The sequence below is a fragment of the Nocardia sp. Tas62D01 genome, from assembly GCF_055232035.1.
Genome location: NZ_JBUYUZ010000001.1, coordinates 2,608,907 through 2,635,117 on the forward strand (window position 1 = coordinate 2,608,907; position 26,211 = coordinate 2,635,117).

General features: G+C 65.3%; 24 protein-coding genes and 2 pseudogenes. 11 read left to right on the plus strand and 15 right to left on the minus strand.

The features are described from left to right. Nucleotides 1-28: 28 nt before the first annotated feature. A complete protein-coding gene (locus ACV7NQ_RS12715; protein WP_463359822.1) occupies nt 29-520 on the plus strand; it encodes a SixA phosphatase family protein in 492 nt (163 codons plus the stop codon). Between the two features lie 17 nt (nt 521-537). On the opposite strand, the gene ACV7NQ_RS12720 is transcribed toward ACV7NQ_RS12715, so the two are convergent. Next, nucleotides 538-741, minus strand: a complete 204-nt coding sequence (locus ACV7NQ_RS12720; RefSeq protein WP_463359823.1) for a hypothetical protein — start codon at nt 739-741, stop codon at nt 538-540. Nucleotides 742-799: 58 nt separating this feature from the next. Between ACV7NQ_RS12720 and ACV7NQ_RS12725 the strand changes: the two genes are divergently transcribed. The 9 genes and pseudogenes from ACV7NQ_RS12725 (at nt 800) to ACV7NQ_RS12765 (ending at nt 6,052) form a co-directional block, all read left to right on the plus strand. Next, a complete protein-coding gene (locus ACV7NQ_RS12725; RefSeq protein WP_463359824.1) occupies nt 800-1,168 on the plus strand; it encodes a VOC family protein in 369 nt (122 codons plus the stop codon). Between the two features lie 95 nt (nt 1,169-1,263). Next, nucleotides 1,264-1,719 carry a MerR family transcriptional regulator gene (locus tag ACV7NQ_RS12730; protein ID WP_463359825.1) on the plus strand — a complete coding sequence of 152 codons (456 nt, stop codon included), beginning with the start codon at nt 1,264-1,266 and terminating at the stop codon, nt 1,717-1,719. Continuing rightward, nucleotides 1,716-2,732 (plus strand): aldo/keto reductase, encoded by a 1,017-nt coding sequence (locus ACV7NQ_RS12735; protein ID WP_463359826.1) that lies wholly within the window; start codon nt 1,716-1,718, stop codon nt 2,730-2,732. The genes ACV7NQ_RS12730 and ACV7NQ_RS12735 overlap by 4 nt, the downstream gene beginning before the upstream one ends. Before the next feature lie 29 nt (nt 2,733-2,761). Next, nucleotides 2,762-3,055, plus strand: coding sequence for a putative quinol monooxygenase (locus tag ACV7NQ_RS12740; RefSeq protein ID WP_463359827.1), 294 nt, complete (start codon nt 2,762-2,764; stop codon nt 3,053-3,055). An 84-nt stretch (nt 3,056-3,139) separates the two neighbouring features. Then, nucleotides 3,140-3,610, plus strand: a pseudogene (locus tag ACV7NQ_RS12745) (carboxymuconolactone decarboxylase family protein); the annotation flags it as partial. A gap of 12 nt (nt 3,611-3,622) precedes the next feature. After that, nucleotides 3,623-3,934: a GNAT family N-acetyltransferase gene (locus tag ACV7NQ_RS12750; RefSeq protein WP_463365645.1), complete on the plus strand. Its 312-nt coding sequence runs from the start codon at nt 3,623-3,625 to the stop codon at nt 3,932-3,934. A gap of 43 nt (nt 3,935-3,977) precedes the next feature. After that, nucleotides 3,978-4,967 carry a pirin family protein gene (locus ACV7NQ_RS12755; RefSeq protein WP_463359828.1) on the plus strand — a complete coding sequence of 330 codons (990 nt, stop codon included), beginning with the start codon at nt 3,978-3,980 and terminating at the stop codon, nt 4,965-4,967. Nucleotides 4,968-5,404: 437 nt separating this feature from the next. Next, nucleotides 5,405-5,551, plus strand: a complete 147-nt coding sequence (locus ACV7NQ_RS12760) for a hypothetical protein (RefSeq protein ID WP_463359829.1) — start codon at nt 5,405-5,407, stop codon at nt 5,549-5,551. Between the two features lie 42 nt (nt 5,552-5,593). Further along, complete coding sequence (locus tag ACV7NQ_RS12765) at nt 5,594-6,052, plus strand: hypothetical protein (RefSeq protein WP_463359830.1); 459 nt, start codon at nt 5,594-5,596, stop codon at nt 6,050-6,052. Between the two features lie 11 nt (nt 6,053-6,063). Here ACV7NQ_RS12765 and ACV7NQ_RS12770 read toward each other — a convergent pair whose 3' ends face one another. Then, the gene (locus ACV7NQ_RS12770; protein WP_463359831.1) at nt 6,064-6,939 is read right to left on the minus strand and encodes a helix-turn-helix transcriptional regulator; all 876 of its coding nucleotides are present in this window, start codon (nt 6,937-6,939) and stop codon (nt 6,064-6,066) included. 100 nt (nt 6,940-7,039) lie between these two features. On the opposite strand from ACV7NQ_RS12770, the pseudogene ACV7NQ_RS12775 reads away from it, so the two are divergent. Beyond that, nucleotides 7,040-7,285: pseudogene (locus tag ACV7NQ_RS12775) on the plus strand (aldo/keto reductase); the annotation flags it as partial. 5 nt (nt 7,286-7,290) lie between these two features. Here ACV7NQ_RS12775 and ACV7NQ_RS12780 read toward each other — a convergent pair. The 13 genes from ACV7NQ_RS12780 to ACV7NQ_RS12840 all read right to left on the minus strand — a co-directional run bounded on the left by ACV7NQ_RS12780 (nt 7,291) and on the right by ACV7NQ_RS12840 (nt 26,206). Continuing rightward, nucleotides 7,291-7,581, minus strand: coding sequence for a glycerophosphodiester phosphodiesterase (locus ACV7NQ_RS12780; RefSeq protein WP_463359832.1), 291 nt, complete (start codon nt 7,579-7,581; stop codon nt 7,291-7,293). A gap of 173 nt (nt 7,582-7,754) precedes the next feature. Further along, a complete protein-coding gene (locus ACV7NQ_RS12785; protein WP_463359833.1) occupies nt 7,755-11,708 on the minus strand; it encodes a DNA-directed RNA polymerase subunit beta' in 3,954 nt (1,317 codons plus the stop codon). Nucleotides 11,709-11,814: 106 nt separating this feature from the next. Beyond that, on the minus strand, nt 11,815-15,324 hold the full coding sequence (rpoB, locus tag ACV7NQ_RS12790) for a DNA-directed RNA polymerase subunit beta (protein ID WP_463359834.1): 3,510 nt from the start codon (nt 15,322-15,324) through the stop codon (nt 11,815-11,817). A gap of 431 nt (nt 15,325-15,755) precedes the next feature. Beyond that, entirely contained in the window at nt 15,756-16,520 is a 765-nt protein-coding gene (locus tag ACV7NQ_RS12795) for a hypothetical protein (RefSeq protein WP_463359835.1), read from the minus strand. Nucleotides 16,521-16,532: 12 nt separating this feature from the next. After that, nucleotides 16,533-17,333, minus strand: a complete 801-nt coding sequence (locus ACV7NQ_RS12800) for a hypothetical protein (RefSeq protein WP_463359836.1) — start codon at nt 17,331-17,333, stop codon at nt 16,533-16,535. A 53-nt stretch (nt 17,334-17,386) separates the two neighbouring features. Continuing rightward, entirely contained in the window at nt 17,387-18,628 is a 1,242-nt protein-coding gene (locus ACV7NQ_RS12805; protein ID WP_463359837.1) for an MCE family protein, read from the minus strand. Beyond that, entirely contained in the window at nt 18,625-19,866 is a 1,242-nt protein-coding gene (locus ACV7NQ_RS12810; RefSeq protein WP_463359838.1) for an MCE family protein, read from the minus strand. The genes ACV7NQ_RS12805 and ACV7NQ_RS12810 overlap by 4 nt, the downstream gene beginning before the upstream one ends. After that, complete coding sequence (locus ACV7NQ_RS12815) at nt 19,863-21,131, minus strand: MCE family protein (RefSeq protein ID WP_463359839.1); 1,269 nt, start codon at nt 21,129-21,131, stop codon at nt 19,863-19,865. The genes ACV7NQ_RS12810 and ACV7NQ_RS12815 overlap by 4 nt, the downstream gene beginning before the upstream one ends. 1 nt (nt 21,132) lies before the next feature. Further along, entirely contained in the window at nt 21,133-22,152 is a 1,020-nt protein-coding gene (locus ACV7NQ_RS12820) for an MCE family protein (RefSeq protein WP_463359840.1), read from the minus strand. Then, complete coding sequence (locus ACV7NQ_RS12825) at nt 22,153-23,229, minus strand: MCE family protein (protein WP_463359841.1); 1,077 nt, start codon at nt 23,227-23,229, stop codon at nt 22,153-22,155. Next, complete coding sequence (locus ACV7NQ_RS12830) at nt 23,226-24,578, minus strand: MCE family protein (RefSeq protein ID WP_463359842.1); 1,353 nt, start codon at nt 24,576-24,578, stop codon at nt 23,226-23,228. Before ACV7NQ_RS12830 ends, ACV7NQ_RS12825 begins: the two co-directional genes overlap by 4 nt. Continuing rightward, nucleotides 24,575-25,375 (minus strand): MlaE family ABC transporter permease, encoded by an 801-nt coding sequence (locus tag ACV7NQ_RS12835; RefSeq protein WP_463365646.1) that lies wholly within the window; start codon nt 25,373-25,375, stop codon nt 24,575-24,577. Before ACV7NQ_RS12835 ends, ACV7NQ_RS12830 begins: the two co-directional genes overlap by 4 nt. A 69-nt stretch (nt 25,376-25,444) precedes the next feature. After that, nucleotides 25,445-26,206, minus strand: coding sequence for an MlaE family ABC transporter permease (locus tag ACV7NQ_RS12840; protein WP_463365647.1), 762 nt, complete (start codon nt 26,204-26,206; stop codon nt 25,445-25,447). Nucleotides 26,207-26,211: the final 5 nt, after the last annotated feature.

The window sequence follows — 26,211 nt, forward strand, 5'->3', positions numbered from 1 at the left end:
TCGCGCCTGGAGGCCTTACGGTATCCCCATGGTGCGGACTCTGATCCTCATGCGGCATGGCAAATCGGCGTATCCCGACGGTGTCGCCGACCACGAACGCCCGCTCGCTCCGCGTGGTCGGCGCGAGGCCGGCCTGGCCGGACAGTGGTTGCGTGACACGCAGCCGCCGATCGATGCGGTGCGGTGCTCGACCGCGACACGCACCCGCGAAACGCTGGCCGCCACCGGCATCGACGCACCGGTCGTCTATGAGGCCGGGATCTACGAGGCGTCGCCGCGGACCCTCATCGAACTGGTTCGACTCAGCGACGAGGACGTATCGACGCTGCTGGTGATCGGGCATGCGCCCGGAATGCCGTGGACGGCATGGGAGCTGGCCGGCAACCGCGATTCGGCGCACGCGGTCGACCTCAGCCGGAAGTTCCCCACGTCGGCACTCGCGGTGCTCGAATTCGACCGCCCGTGGGCGGACGTGGACCCGGGCACCGGGGAACTGGTGCGGTTCCACATTCCACGCTGACCCGCGCGCCCGGATTATCAGTGCAGCAGCTTGCCGCCGACGACCACGATGGCGCCGAGCACTATCAGCAGCACGAACGCGGCGAACCCGCCGACCAGCCACCACACGAGCCCGAGCGCCACGACGAACGGTGCCACCGCGATAGCGGTGATCACCGGGCTTTCCTTGACCGTGGCCAAGGCCGAACGCGCCCTGACCCGATCGATGTCCTTACCTGGCATGCCCCAAGGGTAGGCCGGAAAGCCGCACCATGTCGGGGGTCGGTGGGATGCTCAGCAGATGGACTGGAAAATTGAGCTCGTAGCGATCCCGGTAACCGATGTGGACCTGGCCAAGGAGTTCTATACGAAGATCGGATTCAACGCCGACTTCGACGAAAGCCCCACCGCCGACATCCGTTTCGTGCAGCTGACCCCGCCCGGTTCCGGCTGTTCGATCTGTATCGGCCGCGGCATCACCGAGGCGGCCCCTGGCAGCGTCGAGGGCATGCAGGTCGTCGTCGCCAGCGCGGAAGAAGCCTACAAACAGCTGGTAGCGGTGGGCGTGGAAGCGACACCGGTCAAGGACATGGGCTGGGGACTGTTCACCTTCTTCGCCGACCCCGACGGCAACAAGTGGGCCGTCCAGGAACTGCCCAAGCGCGACTGAACCGCAGCCTGCACTCGCCGCGGCAGAATGGAGCTTGCTTGGAGCGCACTCCAGGTGGGTAGCGTCGTCGGTGTTCAACGAGAAGGGCGAGTGCAGTGAACGAAACCGCACGTCAGGGTGGTGTCAGCGACCGAGAGCAGCCGCGGTATTCGATCGGTGATGCCGCCGAGCGGTCGGGGCTGAGCCGGGACACACTGCGCTGGTACGAGCGGATCGGGCTGATGAATTACATCGGGCGCGATCACACCGGCAATCGGCGTTTCAGCGACCGCGACCTGGAGTGGCTTGCGCTGATCGGCAAGCTACGAGCCACCGGCATGTCGGTAGCGGACATGGTCCGCTACGCCGAACTGGTGCGGGCCGGGGAATTCACTTACCCGGAACGGCTCGAGATGTTCCGCAATACCCGCGCCGAGGTGCTCGCCAAGATCGATGAACTTCGACAGACCGTGGCGGTGCTGGATTACAAGATCGATGTCTACGAGGGCAAAACCTCGGCGATCCGACCGGCAGTACCGGCCACGCACGACAGCGAAGGAATCAGGGCATGACCACCATCGACACTCTTCCCAGCACCGAGCTGGGCGTCAGCGGCATTCAGGTAGGCACCCAGGGGCTGGGCTGCATGGGGATGAGCGAGTTCTACGGAACCACCGACCTCACCGAATCGCGGGCGACCCTGGATCGGGCGTTGGAACTCGGTGTCACGTTGTTCGATACCGCCGACATGTACGGCTCGGGCCACAACGAGGAATTCCTCAGCGATTTCGTCAAGACCAATCGGGATCGGGTGGTAGTGGCCACCAAGTTCGGCATCGTCCGCAAGGCCGACGACCCCACCTATCGCGGCATCGACAACTCCCCCGCCTACATCCGCGGCGCGGTGGACGCCAGCCTGCGCAGGCTCGGCATCGACACCATCGATCTGTACTACATGCACCGCAAGAGCCCGGAGGTTCCGATCGAGGAAACCGTCGGCGTGCTCGCAGAACTCGTTGCGCAGGGCAAGATTCGGGCAATCGGCCTGTCGGAGGTGACCGGCGCGGAACTGCGTGCGGCCAACACGGTGCACCCGATCGCGGCCGTACAGTCCGAATGGTCGCTGTTCTCCCGCGATGTCGAGCGCACCGTCGTGCCCGCCGCCGCCGATCTGGGTGTCACCTTCGTGCCGTACTCACCCCTGGGTCGCGGCTTCCTCACCGGTGCGTTCGCCGCGACCGGGGCTCTTCAGGAAGGTGATATCCGGCGGTCGTTCCCACGGCTCACCGGTGACAACGCGACCCAGAACGTCGAACTGCTGGAGCCGCTGCGCACCATCGCGGAAGCCCGAGGTGGCACGCTCGCCCAGGTCGCGCTGGCCTGGACGCACGCACAGTCGCTGGTACACAACCTGTCGGTGGTGCCCATTCCGGGTACCCGCAGCCGCACCCGGCTTGCGGAGAATGTGGCCGCGGTGATCATCAAGCTGACCGCCGACGAGCTGGCGGCGCTGGAGCCGATCGCGGGCAAGGTCGGCGGAAACCGCTACGCGGATATGTCTTTCACCTCCGCAGGCCGGGAATAACAACCAGCACAACAGATCAGGAGGCACCTGTGTCCACACTGACACTCAATGTCCGATTCATCGCGAAGCCGGGGCGGGATGCCGACCTGCGTGACACATTGGAGGCCATGGTCGCGCCGACCGTCGCCGAAGCAGGTTGTCTACGCTACGAGCTCTACCTGCACCCGACCGATCCGAGTCGGATGGTGCTGCTCGAGGAGTGGGTCGACGCCGCCGCCCTTGCGGAGCATTTCGAGACCCCGCATCTGAAGCGGGGCGCCGCGGCGCTGCAGGAAATCCTGGCCGAGCCCTCCCAGATTCGGCGGTTCAGCGAGATCTCCTGAACCCGCGACAGCGAACACCCCAGGCAGCACGGCGATCCGGACCACAGTCCGAACGATCGCCGTGCTGCTCTACTATCCGGGCTCATGGAGTCTCGAGCCCCAGACGCCCGTGTCTGGATCGACAAGCAAACACCCGAAGCGTTTCGCGCACTCAACACCGTCGCGAGCGCGGTCCGCGCCGCGGGCGCGCAGGCGGGCCTGGACCGCAAGCTCATCGAACTGATCAACCTCCGGGTTTCCCAGATCAACGGCTGCGCATTCTGCCTGGATGTGCACCATCGCGCCGCGGTCGCGGCCGGCGCCACCGAGCGCGAACTCGCGGTGCTGCCCGCCTGGCGTCGCACCGAGCTGTACACGCCACAGCAAGCCGCGGCGCTGGCGCTCGCCGAACTCACCACCGCACTGCCCGGCGAGGCGGTGTTGGATCGTGAGTACGCTTTTGCCCGGCAGCATTTGTCGGATGATCAGGTTTCCACCGTCGTCTGGGTGGCGACGACCATCGGAGCGTTCAACCGCGTGTCGATCCTGAGCAGGCACCCGGTACGGGCGCGGAAGGAGAAGACGAACATGACTGAATCGGCTCTGGAGAGCAAGGTCGTCCGCAACGACGAGAAGAACCGCTACGAGGTGTTCTACGGCGGCGAGCTGGCCGGGTTCGGCGAGTACGAGGAGCGCGACGACGAGACGGTGTTCATCCACACCGAGGTCGACGGCGCCTTCTCCGGCAAGGGCCTCGGCAGCATCCTGGCCCAGCAGGCGGTCGAGGATGTGATCGCGCGCGGCCGGGTGATCCGACCGCTGTGCCCGTTCATCAAGGCCTACCTCGACAAGCACCCGCAGTACGACGAGCACGTCGTCGGGAAGGGTATTACTGGGTGAGCGAGCGAACCATCGACACAGCGATCTCCGGAACGGCGATGCCGTGAGCGATCTCGATCCGCATCCCGCGGAGACGCTCTGCGAGGCCGGGCCGTGTCCGGGTCCGGTGGCCGAGTTCTTCCCGGCACGCGAGGTGCCGTTGGGCGGTGTGCGTGGCGTTTTCGTAGAACGCGTACTGCCGCAACGTGATCTGCCGACCGTCGGAGCATGGTGTTTCCTCGATCATTTCGGGTCGCCGACGGTCACCGATACGGGGGCGTCGCCGAATATCGATCCGCACCCGCATATCGGATTGCAAACGGTCACCTGGCCGTTCGACGGGCGCATCCGGCATCGTGATTCGGTCGGCTCGGATGCCGAGATCCAGCCGGGTCAGCTGAATCTGATGACATCGGGGCGAGGCATCGCGCATTCCGAATACAAGGTTGAGGGCTCGCCCGCCGGACACGGGTTGCAGCTGTGGATCGCGTTGCCCGGCAACCGAACCCATATCGACCCGCATTTCGAACAGCATCGCGAACTGCCGGTCTACGAGGCGCCCGGCGTCCAGGCCATCGTGCTGATCGGTTCGCTCGGCGGCCTGACCTCACCCGCGATCGCCTACACGCCCCTCGTCGGCGCCGACGTGCACGTCGAACCGGGCACCGATACCACCATCCCGCTCGAGCCCGGCTTCGAGCACGCGCTGATGGTGATCGAGGGCGACCTCACCGCCGCAGGCGCCGAGGTCGCCGCGGGCCCGCTGCTCTACCTGGGCAACGAGCGTGCCGAGCTGCGCCTCACCAGCACCTCCGGCGCCCACTTCGCACTGATCGGCGGCGATCCGTTCGGCGAAGACCTGGTGATGTGGTGGAACTTCGTCGGCCGCAGCCATGAGGAGATCGTCGCGGCCCGAAACGACTGGGAGAAACGGGATGTCGAGCGCTTCGCCGACATCGCCGGACACCCGCCCGAGCAGCGCATCCCGGCGCCACCGCTGCCGGGGCTACATCTGAAGCCGCGCAAGCGACGGGTCGGACCGGCCTCGGCCTGATATCACCGATGCGATCCGATGATCCGGCCCCGCCTCGGAAATGCGGCAGGGCCGGATCATTCGCATAACTAGCGTCGAAGATCGCTGAGATGCATCGGAATTCGCCGATGACAGGTAGCCGCTCGAGCACCCTCGGCGAGCAGCGCGTCCGACACGCGGTAGCCCGCGTTGAGCCCCTCTTCCATCCGGACTGCAACATCGAGTTGGTTGCCGCGACCCACCACTGGACCAGCTGTTCGATCCGGCTGAAGGCGGCCCATACGCGTTCGCGGGGCGCGTCGAAGATCCGCTCGAAATGGATCTCGGAAGGGTTGAGTACTTTCGTCAGAAGATGATCAATTGGGGCTGAACCCCCTTATGAAGGCGGGCTCGGGCCGGTATCTTCGTCGGCGGACAACCGGACATCGAAATCCGGGTGGCGCGCTGAGAAGAGCACGATGAGGATCACCAGAATTACCGCGACGGCACTGCTGGCCCTCGGAGCCACCGCGATCACCGCCAGCGTTGCCCAGGCGGAACCGGCGCCGAACCCGCCCTTGCAGACCACCGCCGATGTACCGCTCGATCTGGTCGGGGTGTTCTAGCAAATCGGCTATCACGTCGCGGCCACCGAGAACCGCCACGCCGTGGTGACGACCATTCAGGATGGTCGATTCGATCTGGTCCGCGACAACAAGGTCGTCTCGCTGACCGATCGCAACGGCCAGGTCGTCGCCGCGCTGCCGACGGCGCTGAAGATCGGCGGCCAGCGCATCGAGCTGGCGCCGGTCATCGATGAGGCGGGCACCCGTCTGTCCCTGACCCCCATCAGCTCCTCGGAAGAGCCACTGCGCGACGTCAATACCCAGGTGCGATTCTTCTCCGAGGTCGAAAAGTCCATGCCGCAGGTGCTGACCGGGGCGGCCATCGGCGCCGCCATCGGCTTCGTACTCGGTTTCCCCCTCGGCCTTTTCGTCTTCGACTTCATCACGGTGCCCATCACCACCGTGGTCGGCGGCGTCATCGGCACCTTCGCCGGGCTCTCGGTCGGCGGCGGCGAGCCCGCGATTGCGGCCGCCATGGATTACTTCAACGTCAATCCCTGACGGCGGCGCCGTCAAGACCGGGTGAGGCCGCCGTGCGCGTCGTCGTGAGAGGACGTCAGGGTCTGGGTTCCGATGACGCGCAACAGATCCATTTTGTCCGCTGCGTCGGTCCCCGGGCGGGGCAGGTAGACGAGCAACCGCTGGGCGGCGTTCGGCGTCAGCAAGGTTTCGCAGACGGTGTCGATCAGGCCGACCTGCGGATGCACGATCCGCTTGGTGTCGGTAATCCGCACCGCCACTTCGTGTTCGTTCCAGAGCTGCTCGAATTCCAGACTCTCGGAACGTAATCTGCTCACGAATTCGGTGACGTCCGCGTCGCCGGAGCGCCGCGCAGCGGTGGCACGCAGATCCGCGACGTGTTTGCGGCCCAGCCGATCCCAGTCCTCCTCTGGGAAGATGGCGCGCGATTGCGGCTCGAGGAACCAGCGCCACGCGTAGTACCGGTCCCAGCCGCGCCGATTCGAATTGTCGCCGACCAGCAGCGTGTGCATCCGGTTCTGCACCAGTGCCTCGCCGAGGTCGGTGATGACCGTGGCCGCGGTGTCGTCCAGCTTCGCCAGCACGTACATGATCCCAGGACCGACATGCTTGTCGGTCAGCTCGCGATTCGGCGCCGCGTGGTCGCACAGGTGGTAAAGATGGTCGCGTTCGTCGCTGCTGAAACGCAGCGCTCGCGCCAGCGACGCAAGCACCTGGGTGGACGGCCGCGGGCTGCGGGACTGTTCCAGCCGGGTGTAGTAGTCGGTGGACATCCCCGCCAACAGCGCCACCTCGTCCCGGCGTAGGCCGGGAGTGCGACGTCGGACACCCGGAGGCAGCCCGACATCCGCCGGTGTCAGTTGCTCGCGGCGGCGACGCAGGAAATCGGCCAACTCGGATCGGTCCATGCCTCTACTTTCCCCGAAGCCGGGTCGCCGAACCAGGGATCGCCGCTCCTCCGATAAACGATCTCTGCCGCAATCCCTGGCTGAGCCGCAGGCTTATCCCATGACCACATCGAAGATCTCCACCACTCAGCTCGGCAACACCGGACCGGCCGTCGGCCGCATCGGACTCGGCGCCATGGGCATGTCCGGCATGTATGGCGCCGCCGACGACGCCGAATCGCTGGCCACCATCCACGCCGCCATCGACTCCGGCGCGAATCTGATCGACACCGGCGACTTCTACGGCGCCGGACACAACGAGATTCTGATCGGCAAGGCCATTGCCGAACGCCCCCGCGAGGACGTGGTACATCAGGGCCGCTGATAAGCCTCAGGGAGCTGGTAGCCGTACTCGGACAGGATGGCGCGCAACAGATCCGGCCGATTGGTGATGATGCCGTCCACTCCCAGATCGAGCAGCGCGGTCATGGTGCCCCGATCGTCGACCGTCCACGGTATGACCCGCATGCCACGCTGGTGCGCGGCCTGGACCAGTTCGGCAGTCGTGAACGGCTGATAGCCCGGGTCGGCGACGGTGCCGTCCTGCGGGTCGCCGTGCACCGGCGATACCGCGGCCGCACCGAAGGATGCCGCTGCGGCCACATACTTCTCCTGCAGCGTGCCCGGGAAATAGTCGATATCGATCCCGCCGAGCCACGGCGATACACCGGGCAGACCCGTTTCCTCGGCTGACGACTGGATGGGCGGTGGCCAGAACGCACATCGGCCCCCGCTCCGAAAGGAGCGGGGGCCGAATGCTGTTGCGGATTACCGGGTTAGCGGTAGTCGCTGAAACCGTAGTCGTCGAGCGGGACTGCGGCGCCGGTGGTTTGGCCGAAGCTGTCCGGGCTGTAGTAGGTGTCGTCGTAGGACGGCACCGCGTACGCGGCGGCGCGGGCTTCTTCGGTCGGCTGCACCGTGATGTTGCGGTAGCGGTTGATGCCGGTACCTGCCGGGATCAGCTTGCCGATGATCACGTTTTCCTTGAGGCCGATGAGCTTGTCGGAGCGGCAGTTGATGGCCGCGTCCGTCAGGACTCGAGTGGTCTCCTGGAAGGACGCCGCCGACAGCCACGAATCCGTCGCGAGCGATGCCTTCGTGATACCCATCAGCACCGGGCGACCTGCCGCGGGCTCGTTGCCCTCGGCGACGACGCGACGGTTGGAGTTCTCGAACTCGGAACGCTCGGTGAGCGAGCCGGGCAGGAACTCCGTGGCACCCGAGTCGATGATCGTCACGCGACGCAGCATCTGGCGCACGATGACCTCGATGTGCTTGTCGTGGATCGACACACCCTGCGAGCGGTAGACCTCCTGGACCTCGTGGACCAGGTGGATCTGCACCTGACGGGGGCCCATCACGCGCAGCACCTCGTGCGGATCCGCCGCGCCTTCCAGCAGCTGCTGGCCGACCTCGACGTGGTCACCGTCCGAGAGCAGACGCTCTGTGCCGTCGTCGTGCTTGAAGACACGCAGACGCTGACGCTTCGAGAGCTTGTCGTAGACAACCTCTTCGCCACCGTCATCCGGGATAATGGTGATCTTGTAGAAGCGGTCGTCGTCCTCCATCCGGACCCGTCCACTGACCTCGGCGATCGGAGCCTTGCCCTTCGGCACGCGGGCCTCGAACAGCTCCTGGACACGCGGCAGACCACCGGTGATGTCCTCGCCTGCGACACCACCCTGGTGGAAAGTACGCATGGTCAGCTGGGTACCTGGCTCACCGATGGACTGCGCGGCGACGATGCCGACGGCCTCACCGATGTCGACCAGCTTGCCGGTCGCCATGGAGCGGCCGTAGCAGGTCGCACACACGCCGGTGCCGGTGGTGCAGGTCAGCACGGAGCGGACCTTCACCTCGGTGATACCCGCGTCGAGCAGCGCCTCGATGGCCGGGTCGCCGAGGTCGGCGCCCTTGCCGATGACGAGGTTGCCCTTGGCGTCCACCGCATCCGATGCCAGGGTGCGAGCGTATGCGGAGGTCTCCACATGCGCGTCACGGATCAGCGAGCCGTCCGCCTGCTTGTCGGCGATGTGCACGATGATGCCGCGCTCGGTGCCACAGTCGTGCTCGCGCACGATGACGTCCTGCGAGACGTCCACCAGACGACGGGTCAGGTAACCCGAGTCGGCGGTACGAAGCGCGGTGTCGGCCAGACCCTTACGGGCACCGTGGGTGTTGATGAAGTACTCGAGAACGGTCAGGCCCTCACGGAACGAGGACTTGATCGGCCGCGGGATGAACTCACCCTTCGGGTTCGTCACCAGGCCCTTCATACCAGCGAGGGTACGAGTCTGGGTGAAGTTACCGGTCGCGCCCGACTCGACGATCGTGATGATCGGGTTGTCCGGCGGGTAGTGCGCACGCAGTGCCGTACCGACCTCTTCGGTCGCTTCCTGCCAGATCTTCACCAGGGCACTGTTGCGCTCGGTGTGATCGAGAGCACCACGCTGGTACTTCTTCTCGATCTGATCGGCAAGCGCCTCGTAGCGCTCCATGATCTCGGTCTTCTCCGGCGGCACGAGCACGTCGGACATCGAGACCGTCACACCCGAACGCGTGGCCCAGTGGAAGCCCGCGTCCTTGAGCTTGTCGACGGTCTGCGCGACCACGATCATCGGGTAGCGCTCGGCCAGATCGTTGATGATCGTCGCCTGACGCTTCTTGGGCATCTGCTCGTTGATGAACGCGTAGTCCGCGGGCAGCAACTCGTTGAACAGCACCCGACCGAGGGTGGTCTCGGCCAGCCACGCGTCGCCGCGGTTCCAGCCGTCCGGGAACAGTTCCGTCTCGATCTCGCGCGGCGGACGCTGCTCGGTCAGCCGCACCTTGATCTGCGACCGCACAGTCAGCTCACCGCGGTCGACCGCCATCTGTGCCTCGGCAGGCGAGGAGTACACGCCGTGCTCGTTGGCACTCTTGGTGGCCGCCTGGTACTGGCCGATCTCGTTGTCCACCTTGCGGGTCAGGTAGTACAGACCGGTCACCATGTCCAGACGCGGCATGGCCAGCGGACGACCCGAGGCCGGCGACAGGATGTTGTTCGAGGACAGCATCAGGATGCGGGCCTCGGCCTGCGCCTCCGCGGACAGCGGAAGGTGCACGGCCATCTGGTCACCGTCGAAGTCGGCGTTGAACGCCTCACAGACCAGCGGGTGCAGCTGGATTGCCTTGCCTTCCACCAGCTGCGGCTCGAAGGCCTGGATGCCGAGGCGGTGCAAGGTGGGCGCACGGTTCAGCAGCACCGGGTGCTCGGCGATGACCTCTTCGAGGACATCCCACACCTGGGGACGCTGACGCTCCACCATCCGCTTGGCGGACTTGATGTTCTGCGCGTGGTTCAGGTCGACCAGACGCTTCATCACGAACGGCTTGAACAGCTCCAGCGCCATCAGCTTGGGCAGACCACACTGGTGCAGCTTCAACTGCGGGCCGACGACGATGACCGAACGGCCCGAGTAGTCGACGCGCTTGCCGAGCAGGTTCTGACGGAAACGACCCTGCTTGCCCTTGAGCAGGTCGCTCAGAGACTTCAGCGGGCGGTTACCCGGTCCGGTGACCGGACGTCCACGACGGCCGTTGTCGAACAGCGCGTCCACGGACTCCTGCAGCATCCGCTTCTCGTTGTTGACGATGATCTCGGGCGCGCCGAGGTCGATCAGTCGCTTGAGGCGGTTGTTGCGGTTGATCACGCGGCGATACAGGTCGTTCAGGTCGGAGGTGGCGAACCGGCCACCGTCGAGCTGAACCATCGGACGCAGCTCCGGCGGGATCACCGGGACAGCGTCGAGCACCATGCCCATCGGCGAATTGCCGTTGGTCTGGAAGGCTGCGACCACCTTGAGCCGCTTGAGCGCGCGCAGCTTCTTCTGGCCCTTACCGCTGCGGATGGTCTCCCGCAGGTTCTCGGCCTCGGCGTCGATGTCGAAGTTCTCCATCAGCTTCTGGATGGACTCCGCACCCATGGCGCCGGTGAAGTACTCGCCATAGCGGTCGACCAGCTCGCGGTAGAGCACCTCATCGACGATGAGCTGCTTGACCGACAGCTTGGTGAAGGTGGTCCAGATCTCCTCGAGCCGGTCCAGCTCCCGCTGGGACCGATCGCGGAGCTGACGCATCTCGCGCTCGCCGCCGTCCTTGACCTTGCGGCGGACGTCGGACTTGGCACCCTCGGCCTCGAGCTCGGTCAGGTCGGCCTCGAGCTTCTGGGCGCGGGCCTCGAGGTCGGCGTCGCGCTGATCGGCGACAGCCTTCTTCTCGACCTCCATCTCGGCCTCGAGCGTGGAGAGCTCGTTGTGACGCAGCTCCTCGTCGACGCCGACAATGACGTAGGCGGCGAAGTAGATGATCTTTTCCAGATCCTTCGGCGCCAGGTCGAGCAGGTAGCCGAGGCGCGAAGGCACGCCCTTGAAGTACCAGATGTGAGTGACCGGTGCGGCCAGTTCGATGTGACCCATCCGCTCACGGCGCACCTTGGCGCGAGTCACCTCGACGCCACAGCGCTCACAGATGATGCCCTTGAAGCGGACACGCTTGTACTTACCGCAGTAGCACTCCCAGTCCCGGGTGGGACCGAAGATCTTCTCGCAGAACAGGCCGTCCTTCTCCGGCTTGAGAGTGCGGTAGTTGATGGTCTCCGGCTTCTTCACCTCGCCGAAGGACCACTGCCGAATGTCTTCGGCGGAGGCCAGGCCGATCCGGAGTTCATCGAAGAAGTTGACGTCTAGCACGTAACTTCCTTTCCCCTATTCGGGTCGAATTCGAGCAAAAGTTCACTAGTGGGTAGAACGCGGAGCGCGAATGCCGTTCGCGGGGAACGGCATTCGCACCTATCGCCTAGTTCGCCAAATCGTCGACGGTGGCAGCTTCGTTCCTGGACAGGTTGATGCCCAGGTTGGCTGCCGCGCGCTCCAGATCCTCGTCGTCGCCGTCGCGCATCTCGATCGCGGCGCCGTCGGAAGACAGCACCTCGACGTTGAGGCACAGCGACTGGAGTTCTTTGAGCAACACCTTGAACGATTCCGGAATGCCCGGCTCCGGAATGTTCTCGCCCTTGACGATCGCCTCGTAGACCTTCACGCGGCCGACCACGTCGTCGGACTTGATGGTCAGGAGCTCCTGGAGCGTGTATGCCGCACCGTAGGCCTGCATGGCCCAGCACTCCATCTCACCGAATCGCTGACCACCGAACTGCGCCTTACCACCCAGCGGCTGCTGCGTGATCATCGAGTACGGACCGGTCGAGCGGGCGTGGATCTTGTCGTCGACCAGGTGGTGCAGCTTCAGGATGTACATGTAGCCGACCGCGACCGGGTACGGGAACGGCTCGCCGGAACGACCGTCGAACAGCGTCGACTTACCGTTCGCGTCGACCATGCGCTCACCATCGCGGTTCGGCCGGGTCGAAGCGAGCAGACCGGTCAGCTCCTCCTCGCGGGCGCCGTCGAACACCGGGGTCGCGATGTTGGAGTCGGCCGGAGCCGCCAGCATCTCTTCCGGCAGTGCCTTGGCCCAATCCGGACGGTTCGCGCCGTCCTCGTCGGCCCCGACATCCCAGCCCGCCTTGCCGATCCACCCGAGGTGGGTCTCCAAGATCTGGCCGATGTTCATACGACGCGGCACACCGTGGGTGTTGAGGATGATGTCGACGGGGGTGCCGTCGGGCATGAACGGCATGTCCTCGGTGGGGAGGATCTTGCCGATGACACCCTTGTTGCCGTGGCGGCCGGCGAGCTTGTCGCCGTCCTGGATCTTGCGCTTCTGCGCCACATACACCCGGACGAGTTCGTTGACGCCCGGGGGCAGGTCGTCGTCGTCCTCGCGGGAGAACACGCGGATACCGATGACCTTGCCGGACTCACCGTGGGGCACCTTCAGCGAGGTGTCACGCACCTCACGCGCCTTCTCACCGAAGATCGCGCGCAGCAGCCGCTCTTCGGGGGTCAGCTCGGTTTCACCCTTCGGGGTGACCTTGCCGACCAGGATGTCGCCGTCACGAACCTCGGCGCCGATGCGGATGATGCCGCGATCGTCGAGATCGGCCAGCACCTCGTCGGAGACGTTCGGGATATCCCGGGTGATCTCCTCAGCGCCGAGCTTGGTGTCGCGGGCGTCGATCTCGTGTTCTTCGATGTGGATCGAGGTGAGGACGTCCTCTTCCACGAGGCGCTGCGACAGGATGATCGCGTCCTCATAGTTGTGGCCCTCCCACGGCATGATCGCCACGAGCAGGTTCTTACCGAGGGCCATTTCACCGTTCTCGGTGCACGGTCCATCGGCGAGCACGTGGCCCTGTTCGACCCGCTGCCCCTCGTCCACGATCGGCCGCTGGTTGGCACACGTGCCCTGATTCGAGCGCGCGAATTTACGCATCCGGTAGGACTTGCGAGTGCCGTCATCGGCCATCACGGTGATGTAGTCGGCGGAAACCTCCTCGACCACACCAGCCTTCTCGTTCACCACCACATCACCGGCGTCGACCGCGGCGCGCAGTTCCATACCGGTGCCCACGATCGGCGCCTCGGAACGGATCAGCGGCACGGCCTGACGCTGCATGTTCGCACCCATCAGGGCACGGTTGGCATCGTCGTGCTCGAGGAACGGAATCATCGCGGTCGCGACCGACACCATCTGACGCGGCGACACATCCATGTAGTCGACCTCGGCCGCCGAGACGAACTCGACCTCTTCACCGAGGCGGCGCACCAGGACCTTGTCCTCGAGGAAGCGACCGTCGGCGTCGACCGGCGAGTTGGCCTGCGCACGGATGTGCCGGTCCTCCTCGTCTGCGGTCAGGTACACCACGTCGTCGGTGACCTTGCCGTCGATGACCTTGCGGTACGGGGTCTCGATGAAGCCGAACGGGTTGACCCGCGCATACACCGACAGCGAACCGATCAGGCCGATGTTCGGGCCTTCCGGGGTCTCGATCGGGCACATGCGACCGTAGTGCGAGGAGTGCACGTCACGCACTTCCAGACCGGCACGTTCACGGGATAGACCGCCCGGGCCCAGCGCCGAGAGGCGACGCTTGTGGGTCAGACCCGACAGCGGGTTGTTCTGGTCCATGAACTGCGACAGCTGGGAGGTTCCGAAGAACTCCTTGATCGCGGCCACGACCGGGCGGATGTTGATCAGGGTCTGCGGCGTGATCGCCTCGACGTCCTGAGTCGTCATCCGCTCACGAACCACACGTTCCATCCGCGACAACCCGACCCGGATCTGGTTCTGGATCAACTCACCCACGGTGCGCAGGCGACGGTTACCGAAGTGGTCGATGTCGTCGACCTCCACCGGAACCTCGGCGCCACCGGGCGCGGTCATCACCCGATCACCCGAATGCAGACGCACCAGGTACTCGATCGTGGAGACGATGTCTTCCTTGGTCAGCACCGACGCGGTGATCTGCTCACCGAGGTGGATACCCAACTTCTTGTTGATCTTGTAGCGACCCACACGCGCCAGGTCGTAGCGCTTCTCCTTGAAGAACAAGTTCTCCAACAGGGTCTGCGCGGACTCCTTGGTCGGCGGCTCACCCGGACGCAGCTTGCGGTAGATATCCAGCAGCGCCTCGTCCTGACCGGCGGTGTTGTCCTTTTCCAACGTCGACATCATGATCTCCGAGAAGCCGAAACGCTCGGCGATCTCCTCGGTCGACCAACCCAATGCCTTCAGCAGCACGGTGACCGGCTGGCGACGCTTGCGGTCGATACGGACACCGACGGTGTCGCGCTTGTCGACATCGAACTCCAACCACGCGCCGCGAGACGGGATGACGCGCACGCTGTGCAGGTCCTTCTCCGTGCTCTTATCGACGCTGTTGTCGAAGTACACACCCGGCGAACGCACCAATTGCGAAACAACCACACGCTCGGTGCCGTTGATGATGAACGTGCCCTTATCGGTCATCATCGGGAAATCACCCATGAAGACCGTCTGGCTCTTGATCTCACCGGTGTTGTTATTGATGAACTCCGCGGTCACGAACAACGGCGCCGCGTAGGTCATGTCCTTGTCTTTGCACTCATCGATGGAGGCCTTGACCTCCTCGAAGCGCGGGTCGGAGAAGGACAGCGACATGGAGCCGGAGAAGTCTTCGATCGGCGAGAGCTCCTCGAGCACCTCCTCGAGTCCCCCGACTAGCCCGACGTCGCCGCGAGCGGCGGCCTTTTCACGCCATGACGGCGAACCGATCAACCATGCAAATGAGTCCGTCTGTAGATCGAGAAGTCCGGGCACCTCCAAGGGTTCACGGATCTTCGCGAAAGACACCCTCAATGGGGCTCCGGGGATTCCGGCAACTGCCTTGGTCTGGGTGGAGACTGCCAAGATGCGTCCTTCCAGCACCTCACGCGCGTCGCGTGGTGGTCCGCGACCGTCGCTTGTCTGCTACGAATTCCGCTGGTTACAACCCGAACGAAACCCGAACAGGCAACAGCGGAAGTAACACCGGAAGGGTGGAACTTGCGTGTGCGAATCGAGGTATGGACAGGAGGCAGCCAGCGCAACGTCCAAACCTACACCTATATACGCCGAGGTGTCAAAGTACCACTCGAACGACTCTCTGCGTGGCGGCGCGCCGTGACCAAAATGGCGGGCGCGCCGTGTCCCCGAAACGCTGGCTGCGTCGGGAGCCACGGGGCGCTTGGAGCCACTGTGACAGCTGCCGCTGTTGTGAATAGCGTGACGGGTCGGGCGAAACTCGTCAAGTGGCAGCACCCACCTGGGCAGCGCCGAGATCGCCTGCCGCGCTACAAGATCACCCGGTAGACCCGAGGTCAGTTGCGGTCGACGATGTCGCTGGCCAGCCAGTGGCCGTCCTTTTTCTGCATCCGCAGCACGATCGGACCCGAGGCGCTTTCCTGCGCGACACCGTCCTTGTTCGCACTCACCACCAGGTTCACCATCAGCTCTGCCCTATCATCGGTGAGCAAGGTCACCCCGATCGGCTTCGCATTGACATCAGCGCTGGTCTGCGCCTGTTTTATGGCGGCGATATTGGTGTCGGCGAACTTGTCGAAGTCGGTGAGCATCTGCCCGGTGACGACCTGATGTACCGAGTCCTTGTAGCCGTCGAGCTTCTTCACGTCGTAGCCGAACACGGTGCTCAGCGCGTGCTCGGCGGCCGCGCTCACTTCCTCGGTGGCCTTGGTGTTCACGAACGCCTGGTTGGATTTATCCACGCCAGGTCGGAATGCCGCGAGCACCGCGAACGCGGCGAGCAGCACCGTCGCGACGACGCAGGTGAGCACCACCCACCAGCCCGAGCCGGAGCGGCGCAGCGGCCGTCGAGCGGGCCGCAATCGCGATCGACGCGGTTGCGGGTCGCCGGACTCGGAGGTCTCGCTGCCCGCCACGCGGGGGCGGCGGGTACTCGCGGTGGGCGCCTCGTCGGCGCCACGCCGCTTACCGACGGTCCGACGCGGTGACGCGGACTGCTCGGCGGCATCGGCCGGGGTCCGTGACCCGGTGCTCGGCACGGCGCGATCCGCGACAGGACGGTTCCTGGGGGTGACCCGGTTGACAGGTCGCTTGGATGCCATGAATCGGTCCTCCTACGAGCCGGGCTTGGTCGGGGGCGCGGGCGCCGGAGTAGCGGGCACCGGAGGCTGGCCCGCCGCCTCGCCCGGCTTCGGCGCATCCAGCGGCACCGGCTGACCGAGTGATTCCGCCGTTTCCGCCTTCCAGACGGCGCCGCCCTTGATCATGTTCAGGGTCCAGGACTGCCGGAAGCTGACCGGCGCGTTATTGGGCACGCTGCGGGTGACCTGCAGCACTACCAGCGCCGAGGCCCGGTCCCGCTCGGAGTTCAACGATGTCAGCGAGGCACCCAGCACCTTGGCCTCCAGCTTGGTCTTGGACTCCGACGCGGTCGAGCGCAGCTGTTCTTGACCCTTGGTCGCCTCATCGAGCAATTGCCCGGTCATCGAGGACTGGATCATCTTGATCGAACCGTCCACGTCGGACGGATCCATCGACATCAGGTTGATCGCGGCCTGCCTGGCGTCGGTGAGCGCGGAATCGCGCGCCTCGGCCCGCGGCCCGTCGGTGAAGTACGCCGCCCGCACCCAGCCGGTGCCGAACCAGGCCGCCGCGGCCAGCGCGATGACCAGTGCGAGCGCCGCCGCCACGGTGACCACGAACGGCGGCCGCCCGCCCGAGGTCTCGGCCACGTTGTCGGCGGGGACAGAATCGAACACCGTCGCGGTCGACTCGGCGATCGACACCTCGGCGATCGACACCTCGGCGGTCGGCGACTCAGCGACAGGTGCCGTTGGGGCAGCCGCTGCGGCGTCGGATTCCGTGGAATCCGGCTCGGTAGGTTCCGGCGTTTCCTTGGAAAGATCGGGGCTCACGACTGCACACCCTAACGTCAGTAATTATTGCGGCAACGCCGCGTCGGTCCTGGTCACCGCTTCGGCGTAACCCCCAGCAGGGTCGCCATCTGTACGGCGATCGGGTTCAGGTTCAGCTTTTCCGGATCGGTCTTCGGGGTGGAATCCCACGGCTGCACGATGCTCGGGTCGGCCAGATCGGCCCGCTCACCACCACGCACTGCGGTCGGATTACCAAACGGCACAGTGCATTTCGCGTCCCGGTTGAACGGGAAGTCGTCACGCGTGTCGTCGAAATTCGGGTTCTCCCGCTTCATCTGTTCGAGTATCCGCTGGGTGCCCTCGTAGCCCTGGGTGCACGGGGGCGGGTTGTTGGCTTCGAGCACTAGACCGAAGTGGCTGGTGCCATCGCCGGGCGCGGTCGAGGAGGCGCCGATGGACAGCTGCGGCAGCATCTGCAACAGCGGGCGCAGCGCGTAGTTCTTGGTCGAGATGGACTGCAGCAGCTGTCGCAGGTTCCCCAGGTCCTCGGTGAGCGCGCCGCCGCTCTCGTTCAGCAGCGCCCCGATCTGGTCGCTCGCGTCGGTGCCGGTGCCGATCAGCCTGCGCAGATCCGGGTCGCTGGAGCGCAGCTGGGCGGTCAAAAGGTCGAGGCCGCTGCTGAATTGCCGGATGGCGCTGGACTGCTCGGCCTGGGTGCCGAGCGCGACGCGACCATCCTTGATCAGCTGGATGGTCTGCGGCAGCGTCTGCTGGAACGTCTCGGTGAACTTGTTCAACGAATCGACGAACACCCGCAGGTCGTCGCCCTTGCCGTCGAAAGCCTTGCCGAGCTCGGTGACGGTGGTGTTCAGCGCGGTGAGATCGACCGAGCGGGTGAAGGTGTCCACGCTGCCGATCAGTTGCTCGATCGGCACCGGCGTGGTCGCCGAGACGATGACCGAACCCTCTTTCAGGTACGGACCATGATCGGTATCGGGCTGCAGATCTACATACTGCTCACCGATCGCGGAGCGGTCGGCGACGACGGCGTGGGCCGAGGCCGGGATGTCCGGCGAGCTCGAATCGATGACGAGGTTCATCACCACGCCCTTGTCGCTGAGCTCGAGGTTGCCGACCCGGCCTACCGGAACGCCGCGGTAGGTGACCTCGGCGCCCTTGTAGAGGCCGCCGGTCTGTGCCGACTCCACCTTTACGTTGTATTGGTCGAAGCCGAGCATGTGATCGAGACGAATGTACTTGGCGCTGACGAACACCACGCCGAGCGCCGCGATCAACCCGAAAGCAATCAGCTGATATCGGACCAGACGGGTCATCGCGGACCACCTCCCACACCGAGTTGGTCGAGGATCGACCCGAGCGGATCTGTCGGCGGCACAACGCCGTTCGCGGGCGCGAACGCCATGTTCGGCGGCAGCGGGAGGATCGACACCGTCGGCCAGCCCGGTCGCGGACCGTTGCCGTTGTAGTACGGGTTCGAGGGATTCACCGGCACCGGCGGACCCACCGGCGGGATGTACACCGGATCACCCTTGCCCACACCGAGATTGCTCAGCGTGACGCCGATCTGCTGGTCCACCGACAGCCAGGTATTCACCTGGCCACCGAAGGTGCCCTCCAGCGACGAGTCCGGGAAGGGATAGGTCGGCAGCAGCGGCAACGCGGTCACCAGATCGGGTGCGGCCCGGCCGAGTTCCTGCAGGGTCGGGCGCAGCGCACGCAGGTCGGTGATGAGGTTGTCCTTCGAGCGGTCCAGCACCTCGAAACCGGCCTGACCGACTCGATCGAGCTGGGCAAGCATCGAAATCAATTGCGGGCGTTGCTCGTTCAGAATCTTGATGCCCTCGGGCAGCTGGTCGAGGATCTTGCCGAGCTGATCGGTCTGGGTGGCCACCCGGCCGCTCAACGTCGCCAGGCCATCGATGGACCTGGTGATGTTGTCGACCTGCGCGTCCAGCCCGGCGATGAGCGTGTTCGCCTGATCGAGCAGCGAGCGCACCTTGTCTTCACGGCCGCCGAGCGTCTTGTTCAGCTCGGTGACGATCGGCTGCAGCTGCGCGACACCACCGCCGTTGAGCAGCAACGACATTGCGCCGAGTACCTGCTCGACTTCGGTGGCGTGGCGGGTGTTCTCGACCGGGATCACCGAGCCGTTGGTCAGCTTGTTGGGGTCCGCGTCGGCGGTGGGCCTGGTCAGCTCGATGAACTTCTCGCCGAGCAGATTGGTCTGCTTCACCTCGGCGTGCGCGTTCGCGGGCAGATCGACCGAGGAGTTCACCAGCGTCCGCACGCTGGCGGTCCACTGGTCCTTGCCGATGACGATCGCCTCCACCCGGCCGACCGGCACGCCCTCGAACTTCACCGCGGACTGCGGCACCAGGTCGAGCACGTCGTCGAACTGGATGTCGATGTGCATCGGGTTATTACCGACATTGGCGCCACCGGGCAGCGGGATGCTGTAAATGCCGTCGGAGGCGCAGGAGGCGACCAGAAGGCCGACCGCGCTCAGCGCCACTGCCGCGGCGCCACGACGAATCCTGTTGCGGCTGATCACCGGCCACCTCCCTGCGACGGCGGAAGCTGGTTGGACGGAGTGCCCGCAACGGTGCCGGGCACCGGGTCCCGCTGCTCGTTCTCACCGCTGAGGATGCCGAAGGGCAGGATCAGCGTCGGCGTCTTCACGCCCGCGGTGATCTGATCGGTGATCTCCTTGCAGTGATCCAGCAGCGGACGCATCTGCTTGCCGATGGCATCGAACTTCGGATCGCCCGGCATCAGTTTGCTCACGTCGAGCAACTTGCACACCACGCCGAACGGGTCCTGCAGATCGGGGAAGTTGGCGCGCATGTCGAGGGTGCCCGATTCGGCGTTGTGCACGTTGATCAGATTGCTCAACGCCAGCGGCAGCACCGGCAGCGCGGCCGCCAGATCGTCGCGCTTGTCGGCGAGGGTCTTGGTCAGCGTGGTCAACGCCTGAGCGTTGTCCGCGATCAGGCCGCGGTTGTCGTCGATGAACCGGGCGACATCACCCAGTCCGATCGACAGCAGGTTCAGCGCCTCACCGAGGTTCTGCCGTTCGCCGGCGAGGAACCCGGACAGATCAGCGAGCTGCGTGTTGAATTGGCGCACCTGCGAGTCGTTCTGGGCCAGCATGGTGACGAAGCTTTGCAGGTTCTTGACGGTGTCGAAGATGTCACCGCGCGCGTCGGACAGATAGCGCGCCGCCCGCGAGAGCTGAGTGAGGCTGTTGGCCAACGCTTCTCCATTGCCCGCGAGGTTCGCCGCCGAGGTGTGCACCAGATCGTTCACCGCACCCTGGGCATTGGCGCCGTTGGGGCCCAACGCATCCGAGAGCTGGGTGATGCTTTTGTACAGCTGGTCGACCTCGACCGGCGTAACCGTCCGATCACGCGGAATGGTCGCATTCCGAGCCATCTTCGGCCCGCCGGTGTAGACCGGCGTCAGCTGGATGTAGCGGTCCGACACCACCGAGGGAGTGATCTGCGCGGCCTTGGCGTCGGCGGGCACGTCGTATTTGCGGTCCACGCTCATGACGACCTTGACCTGCTCGCCCTGCGGCTCGACCGAATCCACCGAACCCACCGGCACGCCGAGGATCCGCACGTCGGACCCCTGGTAGATGCCGACGGAACGATCGAAGTAAGCGGTGATCTTGGTGGTGGTCATGCGGTCGAACAACCACCACAACACCCCGGCCACCAGCACCGCCGCCACCGCGACCAACGCGATGGTCACCTTGGTGCCGCGACTGGAGGACCGCAGCGCGGTCAATGGTTCAATGCGCCAGCTTGTCGCCATGTCAGTTACCTTCCAGAGGGCCAAGCGAACGCACCGGCGGCCGATCGCCCGGAATCTCGGGCAGACCCGGCGGAATCAGGTTGACGATCACCGCGTCGAACCAGCGGCCGGTGCCGAGCACGTTGGCGTAGAGGCCGTAGAACGGCGCCGCGAGTTCCAGTGTCTTGGAAATGTTCTGCTGGTTGGCATTCAGCATGTCGATGGAGGCCTTCAGGTTGGTCAAGGCCGGGCCGATCTGCTGCTCGTTGTCGTGCACCAGCGCGCTCAGTTCGGCCGCCACCGTCTTGGCTCCGGTGAGCAGCTGCGAGATCGACTGCTGGCGAATATTGAGTTCGGTCAGCAATTGCCCGCCGGAGGCGAGCAGCCGCTCGAACTGGGCGTTGCGGTCCGCGAGCACCTGGGTGGTCTGCTTGGTGGCGGCGAACATCTTCTTCAGTTCCTGGTCACGCTTGCCGAGGGTCTCCGAGAGCCGGGCCACGCCGTCGATGGAATTGCGAATCTCCGGCGGCGTGGTGGCGAAGGCGTCCGAAAGCACCCGCATGCTGGTGGCCAGCTGCGCGGTATCGATCTGGTCGACGTTCTTCGCCGCGTCGCTGAACGCGTCCACCACATCGTAAGGAGATACCGTGCGCGACAACGGGATTCGCTGACTCGGGTCGGCGGGCTTGGAGCCTTTCGGGTCGAGTGCCAGGTACTTCTGGCCGAGCACGGTCTTGATCTGGATGGCGGCGGTGGTGTCGTTGCCGATCCAGGCGTTCTGGGTACGGAAGTCGACGAGCACCCGGTCACCGGCCAGGCGCACATCCGCCACCGACCCGACCTTGACGCCCGCGATGCGAACCTCGTTGCCCTTTTTGATGCCCGCCGCCTCGGAGAACTCGGCGGTGTACTTGGTGCCCGCGCCGATGATCGGCAGCCGGTCCAGGAAGAACGCGGAGATCGTCACCAGCAGCACCATCGCAAGGCCGAGCACACCCATGAACGCTGGGCTGCGCTTGCCGAGCAGGATCCGGTCGTCCATCTAGCGGGCCTTCCCGTTGCAGCGCGGCGCGGCGTTGGTGTAGAGCGGCTGGTTGATCGTCGGCATCCCGGACGGGAGGTTGAGCTGCGGCGCATCCGCCGAGCCCGGCCCGGCGACGAGGTCGATACCGCACAGATAGAACTGGAACCAGGAGCCGTAACTGCCGACGCGCCCGAGCTTTTCCATCTTGATCGGCAGGTTGTTCAGGACCTGGTTCACTTCGTCCTTGCGCTCGTTCAGGGTGCCGGTGAGCTGGTTGAGCCCCGCGATCGAACCCTGCAGCGAGGGCCGGGTCGGGACCAGCAGGTCCGAGGTGGCCGAGGCCAGGTTGCCGAGCGAGGTCACCGAACGGCCGATCGTGTCGCGCTCGGCCGCCAAGCCGCTGACCAGCGCCTCGGTATTGACGATCAACTGGTCGAAGTTGTCCTCGCGCTGATTGATCGTGTCGAGCACGGCGGTCAGGTTCTTCACCAGTTCACCGATGACGGCGTCCTTATCCGCGATCTTGTTGGTCAGGCTCGCCGTGCTGGTCACCAGGTCCTTGATGGTGCCCTGCTCACCCTGGAAGACCTGGATGATCTCGAACGACAGCTTGTTCACGTCGTCGGCGGTGAGCGTGTGGAACAGCGGGCGGAACCCGTTGAACAGGGTGGTCAGGTTCAACGCCGGATGCGTGCGTTCCAGCGGAATGGTCGCGCCCTTGTTGAGCTTGCGGCCCTGCTCGCCGGTGCCCTGCTCGAGCGCGATGTAGCGCTGGCCCACCAGATTTCGGTAGCGGATGGTCGCCGTGGTGGACGCGGGCAGCCAATTGCGGTCGGCCATTTCGAACGTCACCTCGGCCAGCCGCTTGTCTACGATCGAGATGCCGGTGACCTTGCCGACCCGCACGCCGGCGATACGCACCTCGTCGCCCGGGTTCAGCGACGTGACATCGGTGAACCTGGCCTTGAACTCGGTGCCGCCGCCACTGTAGTTCGCGATGGACAGGCCGAGGATGGTGGTCGCGAACAGGGTGACCACGACGAAGATGATCAGCTTGGTCAGCGGCGATCCCACGCCGCGGAGCTTCTGTTTCATCGCACGCTCACCTCACTGCCACGGAATGCGGGCGCCCCGATCCGGGTCACCCAGCCGGGCACCTGGTCCGGCGAAACACCGTTCGCCGCACCGTAGATCGCGCCGAGGGTCTGCTGTTCCATCGGCGATCCGGCGGCGGTCGGAGTGCTACCGGCCGGGTACACACCGAACTGCGGCGGGTCGAGCTTGCCGGTTACCTGGTCGCCGGGGTTACGGCTCGGCACCGCATACGATCCGTCGTTGTTCGGGCCGCCGGTGTACTGGCCGGGGTCGACGCCCAGCGGGTATTCCGCGACGCACGACGGTCCGCGGGTGTCCAGCCAGCGTGGCTCGTCCTGGTTGGGCAGGTACTTGCCTCGGGTATTGACCAACTCGATGGTCACGCGCGAACCCGGCCGATCGGTGCCCTTGCCGAAGAGCCTGTCGATACGCGGCTTCATCTTCGCGAAGTTCGCCATCTCACACGCATAGGTCGGCGAGTAGGTCGCCAGCAGTTCCAGCGCGGGGCGGGAGTCGGCGGCCAGATCGATGATGTTGTCGTGGTTGGCGATCAAGAAGTCGGCGGTGGTGGCCGCGGTCGGGGTCAGCGAGGCCATCAACGTGTCGATCTGTGAACGCTTCTGCACGATGGTCGCGTTGGTGGTGCGCAGATTGTTCAGGGCATCGACCAGCTGCGGCGCCGCATCCGAGTAGGTGGCGGTCACGTCGGCGAAGCTCGCCAGATCCTGTTGCAGATCCGGCATCACCACGTTGACCTCGCGGAAGATGTTGTCCAGCTTGTCCACCGTCTCACCGAGCGCCAGACCCTGGCCGGACAGCGCCTGCGACAGCGCGCCGAGGGTGGCGGCGAGATCCTGCGGCGGAATCGCCTGCAGCAGCGGCAGCAGATCGTCGAGCAGCTTGCTGACCTCGATCGCATTGCCGCTGGTGTCCTGGTGCAGGGTCACCCCATCGATCAGATGCTGCGCGCTGGGAGCGTCGGGGATCACCAGATCCACGTACCGCTCACCGAACAGCGTCTTCGGCAGCAGCCGCGCCGTCGCGTTCACCGGAATCTGGCCGGCTTTGGACGGGTCGAGCGCGAGCGCCAAGGTCACCTTGCCACCCTCGGACCGGCTCGACCGCACCTCGCCGACGGGGACGCCGCGAACCTTGACGTCCGCGTGGCGGGTCAAGGCATTGCCCACACTGTCTGTGATCAGGTTGACGTCGACGGTCTTCACGAACTGCTTGTTGTAGATCGCGATCGTGGTCCACAGAAAGAGCGCGCAGATCACGAAGAAGACGATGCCGAGGACCCGAACACGCAGTTTCTCCGTGGACCGCCAGGCCTGCACTCCGCTACTCATCCGGCAACCCGCACTGTCGTCGTGGTCCCCCAGATGGCCAGGCTCAGGAAGAAGTCGAGCACGTTCACGAGCACGATCGCCGCACGCACCGCCCGGCCTACCGCGACGCCGACGCCCGCCGGTCCGCCGGTGGCGTGAAAGCCGTAGTAGCAGTGCACCATGATGATCACGAACGCGAACACCAGCACCTTGAGGAACGAATACAACACGTCCTCTGGTGGTAGGAACAGGCTGAAATAGTGGTCATACGAGCCGCTGGACTGCCCGTTGAACCAGATGCTGATCATGCGCGACGCCAGGAACGTGCCGAGCAGGCCGACGACGTACAGCGGGATGACCGCGAGGAATCCGGCGATCACGCGGGTGGTGACCAGGAACGGCACGCCGGGCACCGCCATCACCTCGAGCGCGTCGATCTCCTCGGAGATTCGCATGGCGCCGAGCTGGGCGGTGAAACCACAACCCACCGTTGCCGATAGCGCGAGCGCCGCCACCAGCGGCGCGATCTCGCGAGTGTTGATGTAGGCGGTCAGGAAGCCGGTCAGCACGGAGCTGCCGAGCGCGTCGAGCGCCTTGAAGCCCTGCAGGCCGACCACCACGCCGACCGAGCCGGACATGAAGACGATGACGCCGATGGTGCCGCCGATGACCGCCAGCGCGCCGCTGCCGAAGGTCACCTCGGCCAGCAGCCGCATGACCTCCTTGCGGTAGTGCACCGCGGTGCGGGGAATCCAGGCGATGGCGCGGGAGTAGAACGACATCTGCTCGCCCGCGCGATCGACCACGCTCAGTGGCATACGGACGAATTCGGCGGCCCGGCGGGCGGATTTGGCCAAGACTGGGTTGCGGTAGGGGGTCGCCACGGGTCAGGCGCCCTTAGCGGGGACGACCTGGAGATACACCAGGGTCAGAACCAAGTTCACGAAGAACAACACCAGGAACGTGATCACCACGGATTGGTTCACCGCGTCACCGACTCCTTTCGGGCCCCCTTTGGGATGCAACCCCTTGTACGCGGCGATCACGCCGGCGATCAGACCGAACACCGCCGCCTTGATCTCGCCGATCCACAGGTCCGGCAACTGCGCAAGAGCGGAGAACGAGGCCAGGTAGGCGCCCGGCGTGCCGCCCTGCAACAGCACATTGAAGAAGTAGCCACCAGCGATGCCGACCACCGACACCAGGCCGTTGAGCAGCAGCGCCACCAGCGTCATGCCCAGAACCCGTGGCACCACGAGCTTCTGCACCGGATCGACGCCGAGCACCTCGAGCGCGTCGATCTCATCACGGATGGTGCGCGAGCCGAGGTCGGCGGCCACCGCCGATCCGGCCGCGCCCGCGATGATCAGCGCGGTCACCACCGGGGCCGCCTGCTGCACGGTGGCGAGTACGCCGGTCGCGCCGGAGAAGGATTCGGCGCCGAGTTGCTTGATCAGCGAGCCGGTCTGTAGCGCGACGACCGCGCCGAACGGGATTGCCACCAGTGCGCTGGGCAGAATCGAGACACTCGCGATGAACCACGACTGCTCGATGAACTCGCGCAACTGAAACGGCCGCTTGAACGTCTTGCGCACGACGTCGAGGAAGAGCGCAAAGATGTTGCCGACCTGGGCAAACCCCGACTCCATGGGGG

Bases quoted from the DNA above. Each gene is read 5' to 3' on its own strand.
- ACV7NQ_RS12770 (WP_463359831.1), bottom strand. From the start codon at position 6,939: ATGGACCGATCCGAGTTGGCCGATTTCCTGCGTCGCCGCCGCGAGCAA.
- ACV7NQ_RS12825 (WP_463359841.1), bottom strand. From the start codon at position 23,229: ATGAAACAGAAGCTCCGCGGCGTGGGATCGCCGCTGACCAAGCTGATC.
- ACV7NQ_RS12815 (WP_463359839.1), bottom strand. From the start codon at position 21,131: ATGGCGACAAGCTGGCGCATTGAACCATTGACCGCGCTGCGGTCCTCC.
- ACV7NQ_RS12820 (WP_463359840.1), bottom strand. From the start codon at position 22,152: ATGGACGACCGGATCCTGCTCGGCAAGCGCAGCCCAGCGTTCATGGGT.
- ACV7NQ_RS12715 (WP_463359822.1), top strand. From the start codon at position 29: ATGGTGCGGACTCTGATCCTCATGCGGCATGGCAAATCGGCGTATCCC.
- ACV7NQ_RS12805 (WP_463359837.1), bottom strand. From the start codon at position 18,628: ATGACCCGTCTGGTCCGATATCAGCTGATTGCTTTCGGGTTGATCGCG.
- ACV7NQ_RS12830 (WP_463359842.1), bottom strand. From the start codon at position 24,578: ATGAGTAGCGGAGTGCAGGCCTGGCGGTCCACGGAGAAACTGCGTGTT.
- ACV7NQ_RS12720 (WP_463359823.1), bottom strand. From the start codon at position 741: ATGCCAGGTAAGGACATCGATCGGGTCAGGGCGCGTTCGGCCTTGGCC.
- ACV7NQ_RS12835 (WP_463365646.1), bottom strand. From the start codon at position 25,375: ATGCCACTGAGCGTGGTCGATCGCGCGGGCGAGCAGATGTCGTTCTAC.
- ACV7NQ_RS12840 (WP_463365647.1), bottom strand. From the start codon at position 26,206: ATGGAGTCGGGGTTTGCCCAGGTCGGCAACATCTTTGCGCTCTTCCTC.
- ACV7NQ_RS12795 (WP_463359835.1), bottom strand. From the start codon at position 16,520: ATGGCATCCAAGCGACCTGTCAACCGGGTCACCCCCAGGAACCGTCCT.
- ACV7NQ_RS12735 (WP_463359826.1), top strand. From the start codon at position 1,716: ATGACCACCATCGACACTCTTCCCAGCACCGAGCTGGGCGTCAGCGGC.
- ACV7NQ_RS12760 (WP_463359829.1), top strand. From the start codon at position 5,405: ATGAGGATCACCAGAATTACCGCGACGGCACTGCTGGCCCTCGGAGCC.
- ACV7NQ_RS12750 (WP_463365645.1), top strand. From the start codon at position 3,623: ATGACTGAATCGGCTCTGGAGAGCAAGGTCGTCCGCAACGACGAGAAG.
- ACV7NQ_RS12725 (WP_463359824.1), top strand. From the start codon at position 800: ATGGACTGGAAAATTGAGCTCGTAGCGATCCCGGTAACCGATGTGGAC.